The organism is Sphingomonas sp. CFBP 13720 (assembly GCF_014842075.1).
Taxonomy (GTDB): domain Bacteria; phylum Pseudomonadota; class Alphaproteobacteria; order Sphingomonadales; family Sphingomonadaceae; genus Sphingomonas.
The window spans coordinates 883,380-903,784 of the sequence record NZ_JACYVA010000001.1 but is presented as its reverse complement, the minus strand read 5'-3'; the positions used below and the strand labels follow the sequence as shown (position 1 = coordinate 903,784).

The 20,405-nt window shown below is 66.6% G+C and carries 20 protein-coding genes, 1 tRNA gene and 1 pseudogene; 13 read left to right on the top strand and 9 right to left on the bottom strand.

Going from position 1 to position 20,405, the window contains the following annotated elements; translation table 11 throughout:
- Positions 1–2 precede the first annotated feature (2 nt).
- The 5 genes and pseudogenes from IFT55_RS04345 to IFT55_RS04330 all read left to right on the top strand — a co-directional run bounded on the left by IFT55_RS04345 (position 3) and on the right by IFT55_RS04330 (position 4,834).
- On the top strand, positions 3–1,178 hold the full coding sequence (locus tag IFT55_RS04345) for a carbohydrate porin (protein ID WP_192089365.1): 1,176 nt from the start codon (positions 3–5) through the stop codon (positions 1,176–1,178).
- Entirely contained in the window at positions 1,175–1,531 is a 357-nt protein-coding gene (locus IFT55_RS17675; protein ID WP_342029229.1) for a hypothetical protein, read from the top strand. Before IFT55_RS04345 ends, IFT55_RS17675 begins: the two co-directional genes overlap by 4 nt.
- 12 nt (positions 1,532–1,543) lie before the next feature.
- Positions 1,544–2,029 (top strand): annotated as a pseudogene (locus IFT55_RS17670) (CheR family methyltransferase); the annotation flags it as partial.
- Positions 2,030–2,034: 5 nt separating this feature from the next.
- Positions 2,035–3,105: a protein-glutamate methylesterase/protein-glutamine glutaminase gene (locus IFT55_RS04335; RefSeq protein WP_192089363.1), complete on the top strand. Its 1,071-nt coding sequence runs from the start codon at positions 2,035–2,037 to the stop codon at positions 3,103–3,105.
- A gap of 22 nt (positions 3,106–3,127) precedes the next feature.
- Entirely contained in the window at positions 3,128–4,834 is a 1,707-nt protein-coding gene (locus IFT55_RS04330) for a hypothetical protein (RefSeq protein WP_192089361.1), read from the top strand.
- Positions 4,835–4,973: 139 nt separating this feature from the next.
- On the opposite strand, the gene IFT55_RS04325 is transcribed toward IFT55_RS04330, so the two are convergent.
- A tRNA-Ala gene (locus IFT55_RS04325) sits at positions 4,974–5,049 on the bottom strand.
- 239 nt (positions 5,050–5,288) lie between these two features.
- On the opposite strand from IFT55_RS04325, the gene IFT55_RS04320 reads away from it, so the two are divergent.
- The gene (locus tag IFT55_RS04320; protein WP_192089359.1) at positions 5,289–6,440 is read left to right on the top strand and encodes a DUF2171 domain-containing protein; all 1,152 of its coding nucleotides are present in this window, start codon (positions 5,289–5,291) and stop codon (positions 6,438–6,440) included.
- Positions 6,441–6,552: 112 nt separating this feature from the next.
- On the opposite strand, the gene IFT55_RS04315 is transcribed toward IFT55_RS04320, so the two are convergent.
- Genes IFT55_RS04315 through ypfJ form a run of 4 tightly spaced genes read right to left on the bottom strand, consistent with a single transcriptional unit; the run spans position 6,553 to position 8,531 of the window.
- The gene (locus tag IFT55_RS04315) at positions 6,553–6,732 is read right to left on the bottom strand and encodes a hypothetical protein (RefSeq protein WP_192089357.1); all 180 of its coding nucleotides are present in this window, start codon (positions 6,730–6,732) and stop codon (positions 6,553–6,555) included.
- A 10-nt stretch (positions 6,733–6,742) separates the two neighbouring features.
- Complete coding sequence (locus IFT55_RS04310; RefSeq protein ID WP_192089355.1) at positions 6,743–7,195, bottom strand: YaiI/YqxD family protein; 453 nt, start codon at positions 7,193–7,195, stop codon at positions 6,743–6,745.
- Complete coding sequence (locus tag IFT55_RS04305) at positions 7,192–7,656, bottom strand: GreA/GreB family elongation factor (protein ID WP_192089353.1); 465 nt, start codon at positions 7,654–7,656, stop codon at positions 7,192–7,194. Before IFT55_RS04305 ends, IFT55_RS04310 begins: the two co-directional genes overlap by 4 nt.
- Positions 7,656–8,531: a KPN_02809 family neutral zinc metallopeptidase gene (ypfJ, locus tag IFT55_RS04300; RefSeq protein ID WP_192089351.1), complete on the bottom strand. Its 876-nt coding sequence runs from the start codon at positions 8,529–8,531 to the stop codon at positions 7,656–7,658. The genes IFT55_RS04305 and ypfJ overlap by 1 nt, the downstream gene beginning before the upstream one ends.
- A gap of 128 nt (positions 8,532–8,659) precedes the next feature.
- On the opposite strand from ypfJ, the gene IFT55_RS04295 reads away from it, so the two are divergent.
- From IFT55_RS04295 to IFT55_RS04285, 3 genes are read left to right on the top strand one after another with little or no spacing between them, the layout of a single operon-like run.
- Positions 8,660–9,820, top strand: a complete 1,161-nt coding sequence (locus IFT55_RS04295) for a patatin-like phospholipase family protein (protein WP_192089349.1) — start codon at positions 8,660–8,662, stop codon at positions 9,818–9,820.
- 3 nt (positions 9,821–9,823) lie between these two features.
- On the top strand, positions 9,824–10,609 hold the full coding sequence (locus IFT55_RS04290; RefSeq protein ID WP_192089347.1) for a 3-hydroxybutyrate dehydrogenase: 786 nt from the start codon (positions 9,824–9,826) through the stop codon (positions 10,607–10,609).
- A gap of 34 nt (positions 10,610–10,643) precedes the next feature.
- Positions 10,644–11,264, top strand: a complete 621-nt coding sequence (locus tag IFT55_RS04285) for a DUF4893 domain-containing protein (RefSeq protein ID WP_249403552.1) — start codon at positions 10,644–10,646, stop codon at positions 11,262–11,264.
- Positions 11,265–11,307: 43 nt separating this feature from the next.
- Here IFT55_RS04285 and IFT55_RS04280 read toward each other — a convergent pair whose 3' ends face one another.
- Entirely contained in the window at positions 11,308–11,838 is a 531-nt protein-coding gene (locus tag IFT55_RS04280) for a hypothetical protein (protein WP_192089345.1), read from the bottom strand.
- A 111-nt stretch (positions 11,839–11,949) separates the two neighbouring features.
- On the opposite strand from IFT55_RS04280, the gene IFT55_RS04275 reads away from it, so the two are divergent.
- Both IFT55_RS04275 and IFT55_RS04270 read left to right on the top strand, forming a co-directional pair.
- Positions 11,950–12,609 carry a response regulator gene (locus IFT55_RS04275; RefSeq protein WP_192089343.1) on the top strand — a complete coding sequence of 220 codons (660 nt, stop codon included), beginning with the start codon at positions 11,950–11,952 and terminating at the stop codon, positions 12,607–12,609.
- A 2-nt stretch (positions 12,610–12,611) separates the two neighbouring features.
- Entirely contained in the window at positions 12,612–13,964 is a 1,353-nt protein-coding gene (locus tag IFT55_RS04270) for a sensor histidine kinase (RefSeq protein WP_192089341.1), read from the top strand.
- Here IFT55_RS04270 and IFT55_RS04265 read toward each other — a convergent pair.
- On the bottom strand, positions 13,956–15,902 hold the full coding sequence (locus IFT55_RS04265; RefSeq protein ID WP_192089339.1) for an energy transducer TonB: 1,947 nt from the start codon (positions 15,900–15,902) through the stop codon (positions 13,956–13,958). The genes IFT55_RS04270 and IFT55_RS04265 overlap by 9 nt on opposite strands.
- Before the next feature lie 17 nt (positions 15,903–15,919).
- Here IFT55_RS04265 and IFT55_RS04260 point away from each other — a divergent pair, with 17 nt between their 5' ends.
- Positions 15,920–16,387 (top strand): hypothetical protein, encoded by a 468-nt coding sequence (locus IFT55_RS04260; protein WP_192089337.1) that lies wholly within the window; start codon positions 15,920–15,922, stop codon positions 16,385–16,387.
- Positions 16,388–16,429: 42 nt separating this feature from the next.
- Here the strand turns inward: IFT55_RS04260 and IFT55_RS04255 are convergent, their stop codons facing one another.
- Positions 16,430–16,900 (bottom strand): DUF6702 family protein, encoded by a 471-nt coding sequence (locus tag IFT55_RS04255; RefSeq protein WP_192089335.1) that lies wholly within the window; start codon positions 16,898–16,900, stop codon positions 16,430–16,432.
- Positions 16,901–16,908: 8 nt separating this feature from the next.
- Positions 16,909–19,296 carry a M1 family metallopeptidase gene (locus IFT55_RS04250; protein WP_249403551.1) on the bottom strand — a complete coding sequence of 796 codons (2,388 nt, stop codon included), beginning with the start codon at positions 19,294–19,296 and terminating at the stop codon, positions 16,909–16,911.
- Between the two features lie 127 nt (positions 19,297–19,423).
- On the opposite strand from IFT55_RS04250, the gene IFT55_RS04245 reads away from it, so the two are divergent.
- Entirely contained in the window at positions 19,424–20,404 is a 981-nt protein-coding gene (locus IFT55_RS04245) for a glycoside hydrolase family 43 protein (RefSeq protein WP_192089332.1), read from the top strand.
- Position 20,405 lies beyond the last annotated feature (1 nt).

The following is a 20,405-nucleotide window of genomic DNA, read 5'->3' as shown; positions in this document are numbered from 1 at the left end:
CCATGAAATTGCAACAGGCGATCACGCTTGCGGCCTGCACCACCGCGATGGGTTCGGCGACTGCTGCCGTTGCGCAATCGACGGACGAAGTCCGGTCGCGACCGTTCGAAGTCGGCATCGTCTATAAAGGCGATGTCATGGGCGTCGATGCGGGGCGGGGCGGCCGCGATGTCACCTATCTCGACAATGTCGACCTGACTGTCGCGGCGGATATGGAACAAGCCATCGGCTGGGGCGGGGCGACGGCGTTTGTCGATCTGCTGAACAATTTCGGCGGTCGCCCCAATGATACGGCCGGGACGTTGCAGGGCGTGAACAATATCGAGGTCGGGGCACCGAACCTCTATCTGTATCAGGCATGGGTCCAGCAAGGCTTTGCCGATGGACGACTGACGGTGCTGGCCGGACGCTACGATATCAACAGCGAATTCTATTCCAACCCGGCCGCCGGGCAACTGATCGGTCCGGCGTTCGGCATGGGTTCGGAGCTTGCGTCGACCGGTCCGAACGGGCCGTCGATCTTTCCCCGTACCGAGCTTGCGGTGCGGGTGCGCTATGCCGGGACCCGCAACTATGGCCAATTCGCCGTCGTACGCGCGCCGCGCGGAACGGTCGACCAAGGCGGCAGGCGTACCGCGCTGTTCATCGCCGAAGCGGGGCGCCGGGGGCCGACCACCGTGTCGATCGGCGCATGGGCCTATTCACGCCACCAGCCTGAAATCGTTCCGCCAGGCGTTTCTGCCGGAACCGGCGAGGCCGTGTCGCGCGGTGCCTATGTGCTGATGGAACGGGATCTGTCCGGCGCACCCGATCGCCCAGGTTACTGGCGGGCGTTCGTGCGGGCCGGGGTGTCGGACGGTGCGACCACCCCGTTCGGGAACGGCGTGCAGCTGGGAATCTCTGGTCGGGGCATCATCCCGTCGCGTCCCGACAGCGGGATATCGATCGGCTACGCGATGGCGGGCCTCAGTCGCCGGTATCGCCGCGCGAACCCGGTGGGCGCGCCTGTGTTGGCTGCGTCGGAAAACGTCCTGGAATTGACCTATAATGACCGGGTGCTCCCGTTCCTGACCCTGCAACCGGATATCCAGTACGTCGCCCGACCGTCGGGGCTGCGGGATGCGAAGGGTGTCGTCGTCATGGGGTTGCGCGCTATTATCAACTGGGAAATGCCATGATCGCCCCCGTATCGCGCCTGTCCGAAGAACCGGACCGACTGGGCAAGGGTGATTTCGTCCGCCTTGCCGCGTTCATCTACGACATCGCCGGCATCAAGATGCCCGACGGCAAGCGCACGATGCTGGAGGGCCGGTTGCGCCGTCGTGTCCGCGCGACGGGTACGGGGACGATCGCGGAGTATTGCGAATGGTTTTTCGAAGACGGTCATCGGGACGGTGAACTGGTCCACCTGTTGAACGCGGTAACCACGAACAAGACCGATTTCTTTCGCGAACCGCGCCATTTCGACTATCTGCGGGACGCTGTCCTGCCGACCGTGCGCGACGGGGGACGACGCAAGATCCGCGCATAGAGCGCGGCGTGTTCGACCGGTGCCGAACCCTATACGATGGCGATGGTCATCGACGGCTTCGCCGCGCAACATGGCGGGCCGGACTATACGATCCTTGCCACCGATCTGGACACCGAAGTGCTGGAGGTGGCGCAGCGTGGCATCTATCCCGCCGAAATGGTCGCACCCGTACCGCCCGTGATACGCCAGCGTTATGTGCTGGCGGCGAAGGCGGCGAAACGCAACGACGTTCGCATCGTACCGGCGTTGCAGGCGGCGGTCAGCTTTGCCCGGCATAACCTGATCGACGACCGCTATGACATCGGGGAACCGATGGACCTGATCTTCTGCCGTAACGTGCTGATCTATTTCGACCGGCCGACACAGGAACAGGTCGTTCGCCGGCTGGTCGATTGCCTGCAGCCCGGCGGATACCTGTTCCTCGGCCATTCGGAATCGATCGCCGGTATCGATCTTCCTCTCACATCGGTGGCCAACACCGTGTTCCAGCGGACATAGTGCCCATGAAGAAAGTCCGCGTTCTCATCATCGACGACAGCGCCAGCGTGCGGCAGGCGATGACCGCCATCCTGTCCGCCGATCCGGGGATCGAGGTCATCGCCGCCGCGGCGGACCCGTTCGCCGCCGCCCGCTATATCCAGAACGAATTGCCCGACGTCATCACGCTGGATGTGGAAATGCCCCGGATGGACGGCATCACATTCCTGCGCCGGCTGATGGTCCAGTGCCCGGTGCCGGTCGTGATGTGTTCCTCGCTGGTCGAGGACGGATCGGAAACCCTGCTCCAGGCGCTGGAAGCCGGTGCCGTCGACATCATCCTGAAACCGAAGATGGGTGTCGCGAGCCATCTGGCCGACGCGCATCTGCACATCTGTGAAACGGTGAAGGGTGCGGCGCAGGCCCGGCTGGGCGCGCGGCGATCGGCGGCGAACGACCCGCCCAAAAAGCTGACGGCCGATGCAGTACTGCCCCCGCCCACCGGCAGGGCAATGAGCCGCACCACCGAAATGGTGGTGTGCATCGGCGCGTCGACCGGCGGGACCGAGGCATTGCGCGAGGTGCTGGTGGCGCTGCCCGCCAATTCGCCGGGGATCGTCATCGTCCAGCACATGCCGGAAAGCTTCACCAAGGCGTTCGCCAAGCGGCTGAACACGTTGTGCGAGGTCGACGTGAAGGAAGCGGAGGACGGCGACACCGTGATGCGCGGCCACGTCCTGATCGCCCCCGGCGGGCTGCGCCACACGATGCTGGAGCGGCAGGGCGCACGCTATGTCGTCGCGGTGAAGGAGGGGCCGCTGGTGTCGCGCCATCGCCCGTCGGTCGACGTGCTGTTCCGGTCGGCGGCGCGCAACGCCGGTGCCAACGCGGTCGGTATCATCATGACCGGCATGGGGGATGACGGCGCCCGGGGGCTGCTGGAGATGAAGCAGGCCGGCGCGCGGACGATTGCCCAGGACGAAGCCACGTCGGTGGTCTTCGGCATGCCCAAGGAAGCCATCGCCCGTGGTGCGGCGGATCGCATCGCGCCGCTCGACGCCATCGCACGCGAACTGCTCCACGCGGCGGCCAGATAATCAGAACAGACGGGACGGACCGATGTTTTTAGAAAAAGTCGACACGACCAACGCGACCGTCGCGACCGAATGTCCGGTTCGCGGGGAACTCGCGCCGCTCGCTTCCAGCCTGGATGCCCGTTTCCTGCGCGCCGGCACCACGCTGGCAAGCGCGGTGGAGATGATCGGCCGGGTCATCGGCGGGCTGGACGGGGTCGCGGCGGCACTGGACGAGAAGACCGCCGGGGTCGCGGTGGCCGATCTTCGCCACGTTGCGCAGGAATTGATGGCCCTGCCGATCCGGCAATCCGAACGCGCCGAACGCATGGCGAGCGTCGTTTCGATCGCCCAGGCGCTGAACGAACATGTCATGCAGATGTATCGGGCGCTGCGCTTTCTCAACATCTACAGCATGAACATCAAGATCGCGGCCCCCGGCGAGGATCAGTTCGTCGGGTTCGTCGAGGACATGACGATCAAGCTGAATTCCGCCGAGCAGCAGCTGAACGGCTTCCTTGCCCAGTTGAAGACGTTGACCGCGTCGGTCGCCGAAGTGCGGCAGGCCGACCGGTCGCTGGCCGCCGAAGGTGCGAAGGTGGTTTCGGTCGTTCCCGCCCAACTGGCGAAGGATGCCGGCGAACTGTCCGGCTATCTCGCGAAGGTCGCCACGCTCGCCGGCAAGGTGGCCGCCATCGCGCGGAGCGTGCAGGGTAAGGTCGCCGTGGTACTCGGCGCGCTGCAGGTGGGGGACAGCACCCGGCAGCGGCTGGAACATGTCGTCACCGCACTGGATCTGGTCGACGCCCATTTTGAAGACGGCGTGCCCGACCCCGCGGTGTGCGGTCACATCGACCGGCTTCTGGCGGCGCAGCTCGCCGCGACCGCCGATGATTTCGGGCGTGAAGCCGGCGCGATGCTGAAGTCGCTTTCGGACCTTACGCCCGATATCGACATGCTTCGCGAACTGATCGTCGAGCAGGACGATGGCGGGGGCGGCGTGTTCCTGACCCGGCTGGATCAGGGGGTCAGCGATATCGAGCGTGTCACAGGGACGCTGCGCGACGCGAACCGCCGTTCGGAAGCCATGGTCGGGGTCATCGCCGACACGGCGGCGGCGTTGTCCGCACGGTTGGTCAACATCCGTAAGATCCGCGCCAACGTACAGGTCATCGCGACCAACACCGGCGTGCTGTCATGGCGGATGGGGCCGCAGGGCAAAGCGGTGTCGGTGATCGCGGCGGAAGTCGACGGCTGTGCATCGCGGCTGGCTGCCATCACCGGCAGCGTGGCGGAAACCATCGGCGACCTTACCGGTATCGAAACCGAGTTGCGCGGGAACGCGACCGGCGACGACGAGGGCCGCCGCGACATGGGCGAAACCCTGGCCGGAGCGCTGACCATCATCCGTCAGGCGTGCCAGCGGACCGAACAGGTCAACGTGGAGGGTGGCGACGATGTACGGAACCTCGCCGATATGCTGATCCAGACGGGGAACCAGTTGCAGGCCGAACTCGCGATCGTCGCCGTCCTGCGGGCCATGGCGGAAACGTTGGAACATCGCCTTCCCGAGGCGGAGCCCGATGACGCCGCGACGGAATCGCTCATCGTACTGCTGGCCCGGATCGCCAGCCTTTATACGATGGCGCAGGAGCGCACTGTCCATGCCCGGTTCCTGCTTCCGTCCATGATTGCTGCTGCAGCGATGACAGCCGTCGTGGAAGAGGAAGAAGATGACGACGGTCTGTTCTGACGCCGGTGTGACGATCCGGCATCGCACAGCATGCGTCTCGCGGTGCCGCTGACGACGTACGATCCGTTCCGGTGCGGTCGATCAAGCGGGAGGAACGCGCGCGGCCGGATCGAAGGTTGCGTCCGGGAAAGTGGCGGGGTGGTGGAGCTGAGGGGAATCGAACCCCTGACCTCTGCAGTGCGATTGCAGCGCTCTCCCATCTGAGCTACAGCCCCGCCCCTCGTCCCGGCACGGCCGGGGCCGTCGCTGTAGCGACCCTCAAACACGGATGCAACGGGGTCCATTACCCTCCGTTCGTGAAAAATCGGCGCCGCTGCCTGTCCCCGGCTTGATGCAGTTTATCGCAAGTCGGTCACCCCGCTGGAACCAACCGCCCCTGCATCGTTTTCAGTGGTACGACGTCGCAAGTAAATTGCTGCGCCGCAACCATGATGTTGAAATGCAGGAGACTCCGATGGGGTATGATCGCTACGGACGGCCCGACCAATCCTCGCGCGATACCGAGTATCGCGACCGGGATCGCAGCCGGACCAATGACTATCGTTCCGACCGCGACTATGGCAACAGCAGTGGAAGTGGCGAGTCGCGGCGTTACGGTGTAAATTCTTCGCGTGACGACGATCGCGGCGGACGTGAATATTATGGCGGTGCGCGCGGCGGGTACGGTAACGACCGGTCGGAATATGGCGCGGATCGCAACCGGTCCGATTATGGCGACCGGAACGATCGCGGTGGTCGCGGCTATGGGCGGGAAGAGAACCGCTTTGGTCGCGATGAAGGCAGCTATGGGCGCGGCGCACCGTATCGCGGCAGCTATGCCAGCGACGGTCACCGCTTTACCGAACATAACGACCGTGAACAGCGGCGCGATACGCGATCGGACGAGCGGTACGACGCCGATGATCGTGGCTTCCTTGCCCGTGCGGGCGACGAGGTCCGGTCGTGGTTCGGCGACGATGAGGCAGAGCGTCGTCGCGAACGCGATCAGCGCTATGACGAGCAGATGGCACGCTATGACGAACGGTCTAGCGATCATGCCTATCGGTCGTGGCGCGATACGCAGGTCGGCGCGTTCGACCGCGATTATGACGAGTACCGGCAGGAAAATGCGAGCAAGTTCCAGAACGAGTTCGCAGCCTTTCGTACCGAGCGGCAGGGGCAGCGCGACAGCCTGACCCGCGTATCCGAACATATGGAAGTCTTGGGTTCGGACGGCGAGCATGTCGGTACGGTCGACAAGGTGCGTGGTGATCGCATCATCCTGACCAAGAACGACGTCGATGCCGGTGGCCACCATCATTCGATCCCGTCACGCTGGGTCGATTCGGTCGATGACAAGGTCAAGCTGCGCAAGACTGCCGCCGAAGCGCAGCAGGCATGGCGCGACGAGGATCAGGGTCAGGCGATGTTCGGCAACCAGCAGGGCAACCGCCAGAACCAATATGGTCAGGACCGGTTCGGCCAGCAGGACCGCACGTCGCAGGGTTCGTCGACCACGACCGGTCAGGCACTGAATGCCGGCACGTCGACCACGGCCGGAACCGGCGTGAGCGGCACTGGCGAGAACAGCACGAACCTCAACCGGAGCTTTCCGGGAACCTATTGATCGGTTCTGATGATCGTAATGCGAAAGGCCCGGGTTTCCCGGGCCTTTCTGCTATTCGGACCAAGCAAGCGCTGCCGTATTACGACGGAATCTTGACGGACCCGAAGCGCTGCTACCGCAACTTGGCGATTTTCAGTCCGTCTTCCTTGGCGCGGTCCTTGATCGATTCCTCGCTGCGGGTCAGCGCTTTCGCCAACGCCTTCAACGCCATGCCCTTGGCGGCGAGCTGATGCAGCTTCTGGATTTCGTCCTGTCGCCACGGCTGGCGATGACGTTCGAATTTTTCGGCCATGATGAACTCCTTACGCGGTACGTTTCAGCCGTACCAGCGCCGCGTCGAGCGACTGGAGGAAGCGCGATCGATCGGCCTTCGTGAACGGGGCAGGGCCGCCAAGCTGTTCGCCACCTGCGCGCAGATCGGCCATGATCGCCCGTGTGGCGATCGCGCCGCCGATCGAGGCACCGGTAAACAGCTTGCCGGTCGGCGCGATCACGCTCGCCCCCGATTTGATGCAGCGATCGGCCAGCAGGATATCGGCGGTCACGACGACGCTGCGTGCATCGGCGGCTTCCGCGATCCAATCGTCGGCGGCGTCGAACCCGTCCGACACGACGATCCGTTCGATCCATGCCAGCGGCGGTACGCGCAGGTGACTGTTGCTGACGATTGCGACCGACGCTCCATGGCGTTCGGCGACGCGGTAAACCTCATCCTTTACCGGGCAGGCATCGGCGTCGACGAGGACACGGATCATGCTTCGATCGCGCGGGTGTCGATCACCTCGATCGCGTCGCGCTTGCTCGCGAAATCGCCGGTTTCGCCCGCCATCAATCCGGTCAGGGCGACGGCGAGCGGCGCGGTGAAGGCTACGCGCCCCGCGGCCGGATCAGCCTCGTCGCTGCCGACCAGTTCGATCGTCCGTTCCTGTCCGTTGAGACGATAGGTAACGCGCGATCCGAACGCGACCTCGTCGGTCGGCACCGGCGCGATCTCGGCGGTGGAATGCCGAGTCCGCCAATAGCGCAGGTCGCGTTTCAGCGCGACCTGACGTTCGGCATCGCGCTCCGCCGCCAGTTCGGCTTCCAGCCGTTCGACTTCGGCCGCCATCGCCGCCAGCCCGCGGTGTGTCACCAGATTGGGGCCGGGCGGCAGCGGCAGTTCGAACCGGGGCTCCTTGTGTTCGTCGTCATCCTCGCGACGGAAGGCGACGCTCATCAGATCGCGCCCGAAAACGTGTCGCAAGCGGTCGGATTGCCCGACTCCAGCCCGCGCCGCAGCCACGCCATGCGCTGGGCCGACGTGCCGTGGGTAAAGCTTTCGGGCGAGGCATTGTTGCCCTGCAACGTGTCGTCGCCGATCGCTTCCGCTGCGCGCAGACCTTCTTCCAGATCGCCGGGTTCGAGCCGGTTGCGATTGCGTGCCGCCCAGACGCCGGCATAGCAATCGGCCTGCAATTCCAGACGGACCGACTGCGCATTGCCTTCGGCCTTCGATCCCGTCTGCTGCGCGCGGCTGACGCGGTCGGTCGCACCGGTCAGCTTCTGGATATGATGACCCACTTCATGAGCGATGACATAGGCCTGCGCGAAATCGCCAGCCGCGCCGAAACGCTGCGACAGTTCACGGAAGAAGGTGGTGTCGAGATACACGCCCTGATCCGACGGGCAATAGAACGGCCCCATCGCCGACTGCGCCGCGCCGCAGCCCGACTGCGCGCCGCCCTGATAGAAGCTGAGCGTCGGCGCGGGATAGGTCTGTCCCTGTTCGCGGAAGATCGTGCCCCATGTCTGTTCGGTGGACGCCAGCACGCGGCACGAGAACAGTTCCTCCGCCGTATCGCAGGGTACGTTGCCCTTTGCCGATCCCTGCTGGCTGGTCGGTGCCTGACTGCCGCCGCCGAACATGCCGCCACCGCCCGAGAACATCAGGAACGCTACCGCGACGATCGCAAGGATGCCGATGGTCCCGCAGCCCAGCCCGCGCCCGAGAAGCAATGGCAGGAACCCCAGCAGGTTCAGGCCGCCGCCACCGCCGCCGCCCGAACCAAGGTCGCGCACGTTGCTGGATGGATCGAGATCGTCGAGGCGCATGGGCGGCGGTCCGTTCGTTAGAGATGCGTATTGAAATGCGCGAGCTAAGCGGTCCGTTGCAACCCAACTGCATGAAATCGGTTGTACGGCCGTTGAACCCGATCCCGAGAACGCGCAAGGTGCCGACGATGGCCGAAGCCGACCCCCGTCCGCCCCGTATGTCCCCGCCCGGACTGCCCCTTCCCGATTGTGTCGCGCTGGTCCTGCAGGGCGGTGGTGCGCTGGGCAGTTATCAGGCCGGGGTGGTCGAGCGACTGGCCGAATCGGGTATCGAGGTCGACTGGGTAGCGGGTATCTCGATCGGTGCGATCAATGCCGCAATCTTCGCCGGCAACCCGCCCGAACGCCGCGTGGAACGGTTGCGGACGTTCTGGGAATCGGCGGCGGCCGGGTTGCCGTGGTTCCCGATCCTGCCCGACGACCAGATTCGCGAATGGGTGCATGAATGGTCCGCCAGTGTCGTGTTGGCGACCGGCGTACCCGGTTTCTTCCGTCCGCGTTTCACGCCGCCGCAATTCGCCACCCCGGGCAGCGCCGCAGCACTTAGCTATTACGATACGACTCCGTTGCGCGAGACGCTGGACGCGCTGGTCGACTGGGATCTGGTCAATGACGGACCGGTGCGGCTTTCGGTCGGCGCGGTCGATATCGAAAGCGGCAATTTCGTCTATTTCGACACCGCACGCGAACGGATCGACGCGCGGCATATCATGGCATCGGGTGCCTTGCCGCCGGGCCTGCCGCCGGTCGAGATCGACGGGCGCTGGTATTGGGACGGCGGGCTGGTGTCGAACACCCCGCTGACGCACATCCTCGATCATCAGCGCTGCCCGATGCTGGTGTTCCAGGTCGATCTGTTCCCGGCGGAAGCGACGATGCCGCGTACCATCGGCGACGTGGTGGCGCGCGAAAAGGAAATCCGCTTCTCCAGCCGTACGCGGCAAGTGACGGCGGAGCGGTTGCGGCTGCGGCAGGAGCGCGAACTGATCCGGCGGCTGGTGGCGCGTCTTCCCGAAGAATTGCGCGACGATGCCGACGTCCGTGCGCTGGAGGTGCTGGCCGACGAATATCCGTTGAGCGTGGTCCACCTGATCTACCGCGCCAATGCGTGGGAAGGCGGCGCGCGCGATTACGAATTCTCCGCGCGGACGATGGCCGAACATTGGCACGCCGGGCGCACCGCGATCGCGGAGACGATGGCGAACGCGCAGGTCGTTGCCGCCAACATCATCGACGGTCGTTCCGCCGCGTTCGATCTGACCCCGCACCCCCGTAAACGCGAAGGATAAGCGATGTTCCTGAAGGGCAAGACCGCGATCGTCACCGGCTCCACCTCCGGCATCGGCCTCGCCTATGCCAAGGCGTTCGCCGCCGAGGGCGCGACCGTAGTCATCAACGGTTTCGGCGACCGGGATGCGATCGAAACCGAACGTGCCGCGCTGGCCGCGACCAGCGGCGCCGAGGCACGCTACGATGCCGCCGACATGACGAAGCCCGACCAGATCGCGGCGATGGTCGATCGGACGGCGGCGGAGTTCGGATCGGTCGACATCATCGTCAACAATGCGGGTATCCAGCATGTCGCGAAGATCGAGGAATTCCCGATCGAAAAGTGGGATGCCATCATCGCGATCAACCTGTCGTCGGCATTTCACATGATCCGTGCCGCCGTCCCGCATATGAAGCGCGCGAACTGGGGCCGGATCATCAACACCGCTTCGGCGCACAGTCTGGTCGCCAGTCCCAACAAATCGGCCTATGTTACCGCCAAGCACGGGCTGGCCGGGCTGACCAAGACCGTCGCGCTGGAAACCGCGACGTTCGGCATCACCGCCAACTGCATCTCGCCCGGCTATGTCTGGACGCCGCTGGTCGAAAGCCAGATCCCCGATACGATGGCGTCGCGCGGCCTGACCCGCGATCAGGTCATCAACGACGTGCTGCTGGATGCGCAGCCGACCAAGGAATTCGTGACCGCCGAACAGGTCGCATCGCTGGCGCTGTATCTGTGCCGGGACGAGGCGAAGGCGATTACCGGTGCGAACCTTTCGATCGATGGCGGCTGGACTGCGGCGTGACACATCAGATCGCGATGACCGGCGTGGCAGCAAGATGAAGATCGGGGCAGCGATCGTCGCGATGGCCATGGCCGGGTGCGCCGGAACGCCGTCGGCCACATCGTTCGCATCGGCGGCGCCCCGCGCGGCGGACGACTGGCGCCGGGTGGCGACCCCGGCGGATCGCGACCGGTTGCGGCGTTGGCGCGACGCTTGGGTCGCCGCCTTGCCGCGTGCGCGCGCGGCCGACCCGGCCGGGGTGGCGGCAGAGGGTGCGTTGTTCGATTCCGATCGCACGCTGCCCGGCGCGCCGCCATCGGGCCGCTATCGCTGTCGAGTGTTCAAACTGGGGGCCAAAGGCACGGCGACAGGCGAGTTCACGTCCTATCCTGCGTTCGATTGCCGTATCGACGACGAGGGACGGGTGCGCAGCTTCTACAAGCTGACCGGATCGCAGCGTCCGGTGGGCCTGTTGTTCCCCGATGGCGAGCGCGAGGTATTCCTAGGCACGCTCACGCTGGGCGACGAGCGCACGGCGTTGCAATACGGGCAGGACGGCGAACGCGACATGGTGGGCATGATGGAGCGGGTCGGCGACCGCCGATGGCGGCTGGTGCTGCCTTGGCCCCGTTTCGAATCGCTGCTGGACGTGGTCGAATTGGTGCCCGCCGAATGAAGCGTCCCGCCCCCTTCCCGACAAGGAAGGGGGCGGGACCGTTTCACCGCGCCGGGGCGGCGGCCGGAACCGCTGCCGGAGCCGGCGCTGCACCGGGGACCGGCGCCGGCGCGCACGGTGCGCCCGCACGTGGCCCGCGCGGACCGTCCGGTCCTTCGCGGCCGGGGCCGCCCGGTCCGCGCTTGTCATGGCGCGGCCCACGGCCGACCGGCGTTACCTTGCCCGCCGGATCGATCAGATACGACGCGCGCAACTGCCCGTCGTCGAAGCGGCCCTGTACGGCCAGTGTCGCGCCCTTGGTCGGCACGGCATCGCGCCCTGCGTCGACCATCGTCCGCCCGCTGGCATCCTGCAACACGAAGCGGTCGCCATAGACTTCGGCGACGCGGCCCTTCACCGTGACCACGCCGTCGCCCGCTGCCAGCCGCGCGACCGGGGTCGCCACCGTCGGGGCCAGTTCGACCGCCGGCCGCGTCAGCGACACCGCGCCCGCGCCGCCTGCTGCGCCCAGCGCCAGACCCAGCGCGGTGCCGAGGCCGACCTTGCCCATTCCCGAAAATCCGAATTTCGCCATGGTAGTTGCTCCTTCTTGGTTCGATGACGAGGCTTTAGACCGGGCCGGCCCGCTGCCCGCTGAACCCGCCGGTTCAGTTTCGGTTTAGGCGCGGGCGATAGCGGAGGGTTCATGCGTATCCTGCTCGTCGAGGACGATCCCGACCTCGGCCCCGCCATTGCCCGCGCGCTGCGTGCAGAACATTGCGCGGTCGACTTGATCGCCAGCGGGATCGACGCGCAGCATCTGGGCGACACCGAACGCTATGATGCCGCCGTGCTCGACCTAGGGCTGCCCGATCGCGAAGGCGCGGCGGTCCTGCGCGGATGGCGCGATGCCGGCCGTACGTTGCCCGTACTGATCCTGACCGCACGCGACGGATGGTCGGACAAGGTGGCGGGGTTCAAGGCGGGCGCGGACGATTTCCTGACCAAGCCGTTCCGTATCGAGGAACTGACGATGCGGTTGCGCGCGCTGGTCCGTCGCGCCGCCGGCCATGGCGCGACGCGGCTGACCTGTGGTCCGCTGGCGTTCGAAAGCCAGACCGGCGTGTTCGAACTCGACGGACTGCCGTTGCGACTGACCGCGCTGGAATGGCGGGTGCTGTCGGCGCTGATGCTGGCGAAGGAGGTCGTGATCGAGCGGCTCGACCTGATGGAACGTGTCTATGAAGGGGACGCCGACGTCGATTCGAACAGTCTCGAAGTCATCATCGGCCGGTTGCGCAAAAAAGTCGGCGCGACGCTGATCGAAACCGTGCGCGGGCGGGGATACCGGCTGACCGGCGCATGAGGATGCCGCGATCGATCCATGGGCGGATGCTGGCGCTGTCGGCGGTGACGACCCTGGTCGCGCTGATCGTCGCGTTCATGGTGTTGGGCGGGGTACTGGGCCGGTTCGCCACCGATAATGTCGACCGGCGACTGAACGACCGGTTGCGGCTGATGGGCGCGCTGGTCCGCACCGACGGGACGATCGATCGCGCGCTGCTCGACCGGCCGAACGTGGAAACCGCGTTCGCCGCCGATGCCGCGTGGCGGATCGATGCGCCGGGTGGTTCGATCGAGGGCGCGGCGTTGCCTGGACTAGCCGTCCGGGGCGACGGGCGCGCGAACCTGCCGTTTGGCCCGATCGGGCGATCGCGGCACCGGCGGGGTCCGGCGTTACGGGACGGGCCGACACCGTTCGAGGCGCAGTTGCGCGATGGCACCCGCGTCCATGGTCTCAGCGAAACGATCCGAAGCGAGGCCGGACCGGTGCGGATCGCGGTCGCGGTGCCGCGATGGCAGATCGATGCGCCGCTGCGCGGTGCGATGTGGCCGTTGATCGCGATGCTGGCCGCCGTTGCCGCGCTTCTCACGACGGCGACGCTGGTCCAGTTGCGGATCGGCCTGCGCCCGTTGCGCGCGCTGCGCGACCGGACGGCGGACATCCGCACCGGCCGGGCGCGCGACGTGCCCGAGGGCCAGCCCGACGAACTGCGTCCGCTGGCGATCGAACTCAACGCGCTGGTTCGGGACAATAACGCAGCGCTGGCGACTGCGCGCGCATCGGCGGCCAATCTGGCGCATGCGCTCAAGACGCCGGTGGCGACGCTGGCGCTGGATCTTGCGGGCGATCCGCGTGCGCGACAGGTGGCACGGATCGACGCGACGATCCGGCATCACCTGTCGCGTGCCCGCAATGCGACGGTCGACCGGCGCAGTTTCACGCCGCTGCGCCCCGCGATCGACGATCTCGTCGCGACGGTCGGGGCACTGCATCGCGGATCGGGAATCGCGATCGTCGCCGCCGACCTGCCCGATATGGCCGTGGCGATCGACGCGGCGGACCTGACCGAGCTTGCCGGCAATCTGATCGACAACGCCGCGCGCCACGCGCGTTCGATCGTACGCGTTTCGGCGGAGCGGGCCGACGGAACCGTCACGCTGTCGATCTCCGACGACGGCCCCGGTATTCCGCTGGTCGATCGCGCGCGTGCGACCGCGCCGGGCGTCCGGCTGGACGAACGCGGCGACGGCCACGGCTTCGGGCTTTCCATCGCCCGCGATCTGGCTGCGCTGTACGGCAGCGCGCTGACGCTGGACGAAGCCCCCGGTGGCGGACTGCTCGCCAGCGTCACGCTGCCGGTCGCCGCGTCAGGGTAGCTGGAACGCGATCGTCAATTTGTTGGCGATGCACGCGACGTTGCCGTCGGGGCGATAGCTGCTCTGGAACCGGACGTCCTTCGCCATGCGGCTGGCAGCATCGCCGAACACGAACGGCGGGTAGGCGGCGATCGTCCGCGGCGCTACCGTCCGACCATCGGGCGCGATGTCGAACTCGGTCTGTGCCCAGCCTTCGAAGCCCATCTGCAACGCTTCCTGCGGAAAGTCGCTGGACGACGCGCCGAGCCGCTTCACCACCGGCTTCGGTGCGATCAGCGCGCATTGATCGCCGGTCAGCCCCGTACGATCGAAACTGGCACGTGCCGCATCGACCTGTCCCTGCGCCGCAAGCAGGTCGGCACGCCGCAACAGTGCAGCGATTTTCAGCGGGTGCCGGTCGGGCAGCGGGGAATCGATCACTTTCGTCAGCAGCGCTTCGGTTTCAGCGGGCTTGTCCAAGGGCGCGTTGGCGACGATCATCATCCGTAGGGTCGCGGCGGACAGGGGATCGGCGGCTACGGCGGGCATCGCTAGCAGCGATTCCCGGTCGCGATCCCACCTGTCGCGCCGGTCCCAGTCGGTGCCGGTACTTTCGAACGCGAACCAGGTCTGCACCGAGACCGGTGCACCGGCTGCGACCGCCAATTGCCGCGCTTCGACCAGCGCCGCCGCGCGTTCCGGTCCGGTAATCAGACTGGACCGGCCGAGCCAGATCAGCGCAGCGATCAGCGCCGGACGATCCCCCGCCGTGCGTGCCCGCACGACCTCCGCCTGAACCAGCGGCAGCGCGCGGGCGGACGCTTCGTTCGCCCACGATGGCGTGGCTCCCTGCAGCGACGCCAGCCATGCCGCCACCGCTTCCTCGATCGGTGCGGTGATCGACGGACGCTCCCCGGCGACGGTGCAACGCAGTTCGACCCGCACCGCCTGTCGGCTGAACGCCGGGATCGCTGCCGCACTGGCTGGCGTCCACGACCAGTCGGCGACCGCGCGGGCGAACGCCAACGCGACCTCGCGCCCCCCGGTGGTGTAGATCGGGGTCGGGTTGGCGACCACACCGTCCTCGCCAAGGGCGAATTCCACGACCGCCACATCCTCACGCTTCAGGCCGCTGGTCGCGCCGCAGACCGGCGGAGCCATGTCGCTTGCGCGGGCGAAGGGCGAGTCCTTCATCCGGCCCGCGCCGGTATAGGCAAGATAGGTCCGGGCCTGATCGCGGTCGCCGGTCAGCAGGGCGGCCAGCGCCAGATCGCTGCGCGTCGCCACGTCGGACGCTGATACGCTCAGGTCGAGTCCGCCCTGCTTGCGCAGCGAGTCCTTCAACTCGGCATAGGCTTCCTTGTGACGCCCTTCGTTCAACAGCACCCGGGCATATCGCGTCTGGACCAGCGCTACGTTGGCCTTGACCAGCGTCGGATCGGCAAGTGCCAGCGTCCGCGCTTCGGCGGCATAGGCCAGCGCCTTTCCATCGCGGTCGAATGCCAGCACGCGGGAAAGACCGAGCAGCGGGGACAGCCGGTCCTGTCCCTTCGACACGGCCAGTGCGTCGGCATAAGCAGCCGCCGCCGGATCATAATCGAACCGCAACGAAGCGGAATTGCCCATCGCCAGATACGCCTCGCGCAGATCGGTCGCGAATTCGTCGCGCTTCGTCGTCAGCATCGGCACGCCGCGTCGCATGGCGATCACCCCGTCGTCCGGCTTACCGGTTCGTGTCAGGCATATTCCCTTGCGCACCGCGATCGCACCAGCGAACAGCCTGTTGCGGCTGGCGGCAGGGTTGCGCTCAAGCGCTTCGTACAGCGGGATCGCGGCGGTGCAGTCGCTGGCGCCGAACGCGGCGTTCGCGGCGTCGAATCTGGCTTGCAGCGTCTGCGCGGGGGCCGGCGCGGCTGCCTGCGCCATGCCAGCCATTGCGTATAAAAAGGTCGCGATCATGTGGTCCCCCCGGTATCGTGACGATCAAAGCATGGCTGGGGAGCGTGGTCGAGTTGGAAAAAGCAGCGATCCGACCATGGGCTTGCGCGGCGGTCGCATCGCTGCTGATCGCCGCCGCGCCCGCTCCAGCGGGAGAGCGGTATCCGCCGCGCAGCGTGCTGTTGTTCGTCGCATCATGGTGCGCGCCCTGCCATGCGGAGATCGGACGGATCGATGCGATCGCCACGGCGGCGGCACCGTATCGCGTGATGGTCGTGCCGATCGACGCCGGTCGCGCGACCGATGCGATGATGCGCCGCGTTCCGGTCGGCCAGCGATGGACACCGGGCGCAGTACGGATAGCGGAGATCCGTGCCGACCTGTTCGGCGATACCGCCGGATTGCCGTTCAGCGTGGCGATCGGCCGCGATGGGCGACGTTGCGCCGCGACCCATGGCGGGCTGGGTCCGGCGCGGGCGGCGGCGATGGTGGCTGGCTGCGAGTAGGGCAGGCGGACGGGTCGTCGGATCGATGCCCTCGCGCGGGCTTCAGCCGAGCGTCACGCTCCCCTGCGCCGCCCCGCGCAATGTCAGCGACTGGACGCGGTTGCCCGTGCGGACGTTCACCTGATTGACCTGTCCGCGATACACGTCGGTCAGCACCGTCGATCGCACCGCGACCGTCTTTGCCCGGCGCGACGTGCGTCCGGTATAGTCGATCCGCACTTCGGCATGCGACAGGTCGGTCCTGACGTGGCGCAGCGCCACCGGCCTGCCGTCGACCGTCAGCACGAAGCGCCGCGCGACATAGGCTTCCAGCGCGGCCAGCGCGGCGGGGTCGTCTAGGCTGGCTTGTGCGGCAGGCGCGATCTTCGCCAGCGCGGGTTCGATGTCATGCGCCTCGAACCGGTGCGACACGGTGACCACCCCGCCGTTCAGCGTGACGACGCTCAGCGAGTCATGGCCGCGATGCGCCCCGGCGGGGACGGCAACGACCATCGCCGCCGCCAGCGCGAGCATGCCGACCCTCATTTCGCGACCGGCGCGGGATAGGTACGCAGCGACCCAGGCTTCACCTGTACGTCGAAGTCCTTCATCCGGTCTTCCAGATCGTCGATATCCTCGATTTCCAGCACGGCCGGACGGATCGTGCCGCGAACGATGTTGTTCGAACGATCGGCATCGGCGATTTCCAGCAACGGATCGACTTCCGCGCCGGTGATCGTCTTGTCCGTGACATATTGCCACACTGCGACCTTCGGATCGTAGCGCCAGACTTCGGCCGGAATACGGACCATCTCGTTCGACCCGTCGGCGAACGTCAGTCGCAGCGGCACCGGCATCACCAGCCCGCCGACGTTGCGGAACGTGAACCGATAGAATTTGTCGGTCACGCGGAACGCCTTGCGATCGTCGGGCGACAGTTTTTCGAGCGTTTCGGCAAGGTCGCGGCGGTCCTGCGGCGATACCGCCAGCCGGTCCTGCGTGTCGTAGAAGTCGCGCGTCGCGGGGTCGCGTTCGACTACGGTGCGCTGTCCGGCATTGTTGCGCACGGTAAGCGACGTGCTTTCCGCATCGCGGATCGCACGGCGGTCGCGCGACGCGGCCTCCAGATCGGCTCCGGCGATGCGGCCCTCCACGACCTTGTCGAGCGCGATGTCGACATGGTCAGTCGAATAGAACCAGCCGCGCCAGAACCAGTCGAGATCGACGCCCGAGCTTTCCTCCATCGTGCGGAAGAAATCGTACGGCGTCGGCCGCTTGAACCGCCAGCGCGTGGCATATTCGCGGAACGCCCGGTCGAACAGGTCGCGACCCAGCACCGTTTCGCGCAGGATCGTCAGTGCGGTGGCCGGCTTGCCATATCCGTTCGCGCCGAATTGCAGCACCGAATCCGACTGCGTCATCAGCGGCACCTGATTGTCGGAGAGCATGTACTCCGCAATGTCCTTCGGCTCACCGCGACGTGACGGGAAGTCCTTGTCCCACAGCTTTTCCGCCTGGAACTGGAGGAAGGTGTTCAGCCCTTCGTCCATCCACGTCCATTGCCGTTCGTCGCTGTTGACGATCATCGGGAACCAGTCGTGCCCGACCTCGTGGATCACCACGCCGATCAGCCCGGTCTTGGCGCGTTCGGTGTAGGTCAGCTGGCCGGTCTTCGCGTCCTTGACAGGGCGGGGGCCGTTGAAGGTGATCATGGGATATTCCATGCCGCCGACCGGCCCGTTGACCGACTGCGCCACCGGATAGGGATAGGGAAAGGCGAACTTGCCATAGACGTCGATGGTGTGCGCGATCGCCTTGGTCGAATAGGCGTCCCAGAGCGGACGGGCTTCCTTCGGATAGAAGGACATCGCCATCACCAGCGGCGCGGCGGCATAGTCCTGCCGCACGCCCATCGCGTCCCACGCGAACTTACGCGACGATGCCCAGCCGAAATCGCGGACGTTCTGCGCCGCGAAGGTCCAGGTGCGCGTGCCCGATGCGCGCCCGCGCTCCGCCGCGACGGCTTCGTCGGGCGTGACGATATAGACCGGTGCCGCAGCGCCCTTCGCCTGTTCCAGCCGCTGGCGCTGCGCCGCGGTCAGCACCTCACCGGGGTTCTGGAGCACGCCGGTCGCCGAGACGACATGGTCGGCGGGCACGGTCAGCGCGACGCGATAGTCGCCGAACTCCAGCGTGAACTCGCCCGAGCTCAGAAACGCCTTGTTATGCCAGCCCTCATAATCGGAATAGACCGCAAGCCGCGGAAACCATTGCGCGCCTTCGAAGATGCAGTTGCCGTCCTCTCCGGGCGCGGTGAAGCATTCATAGCCCGACCGGCCATCGACTACCTTCTGCTCCGCCATCGGGAACGACCAGTCGATCGACAGCACGACTTCGCCGCCGTTGCCCGCGACCGGGGCGGGCAGCTCGATCCGCATCAGCGTATCGGTGACGCGGTGCGCCAGCGGCTGCCCGTCCGCGCCACGCACGGCGGCGATGGTGAAGCCGCCTTCCCATTCGCGCATCGCCGTCGCGCGGCGGATTTCGGCGATGCTGATCGAACCGCTGTCGGGAACCGTCTGGCTCAACTGCGCGATCGACGACCGTTTATATTCGTTCTGGTCGAGCAGCAGCCACAGATACGGCAGCGCGTCGGGGGAATTGTTGCGATAGCGGATCGTCTCGGTCCCGCGCACGACCTTGGTCGTTTCGTCCAGCGCGACCTTGACGTCGTAATCGACCTTCTGCTGCCAGTAGCGATGGCCCGGCGCCCCCGACGCATTCCGATAGTCGGTGGGCGTCGGCCAGTCCTCGCCCTCAAGCTGGCGGAACTTGTCCTGCCAGTCGCCCTTCTGCCGGATCGGATCGGCCAGCGCGGGCAGGGGGGCGAGCAAAAGGGCAGCAAGGACGAGGCGGGAAACGGCGGACAAGGCGGGCGACCTTTCGGAACGGAACGACGCGATGATGCGCGATAGTTGCCGACGATACCAGATGCGATGATGCAGGACCATCGCCGGACGTCTTGCCGTACCGCCGCGCAGCTTCCATCACCACGCGATGACCTTCACCCGCCGCACCGCGATCGCCGCCCTGACCCTGCCGCTGCTGACGCCGCGCGCGCTGGCGGTGACGCGCGCTCTCGATCCGCTCGTCTTCGCGTATTTCGGTACGGGCAAGGGCGAGGCGGCGGGGCTGAAACTCGCGATTAGCGACGACGGCTTCACCTTTCGCGAACAGGCCGGTGGACACAGCTTCCTGCAACCGCAGGTCGGGGAGTCGCGGCTGATGCGCGATCCCTTCCTGTTCCGGGGGCAGGGACGCGACGCCCCGTGGCATATGCTGTGGACGACGGCGTGGGAGGGGGTGACGATCGGTCACGCGACCAGCCATGACCTGCGCCACTGGTCGCCGCAGCGCGCATTGCCGGTCATGGCGGGCGTGGCGGGAACGCGCAATTGCTGGGCGCCCGAAGCGATCTGGGATGCCCGCCGCCGCCGGTTCGTCCTGTTCTGGTCCAGTACGGTTGCCGGTCGTTTCGCCGAGACGGCGGGCACATCGGAATCAGGCTATAATCACCGGCTCTGGTACGTCACGACGCGCGACTTCGTGACGTTCGACCCGCCGGCCGTGCTGTACGATCCGGGGTTCAGCGTGATCGACGGCACCTTCGCACCGGCCCCCGACGGCAGCCTGCACCTGATCGTCAAGGACGAAACGGTGCAGCCGCCACGCAAATATCTCCAGACCGCATCGGCGGTGGCGCCTACCGGTCCGTTCGGCATGCTGTCGGCACCGTTCACGCCGCCATGGGTCGAAGGACCGATGACGGCGCAGGTGGACGGCGAAACGATCTGCTACTGGGACGTCTATCGCGACGGCCGCTGGGGTGCCGCCGCCACGCGCGATTTCCGCACGTGGCGCGACGTCGGCGACCGGCTGTCGATGCCGACGGGCGCGCGGCACGGCTCGTTGATCCGCGTGCCGCGCCGGGTGGCCGAGGGACTGGCGCAGGGACCAGTCCCGACCTCCGGTCGCTGAT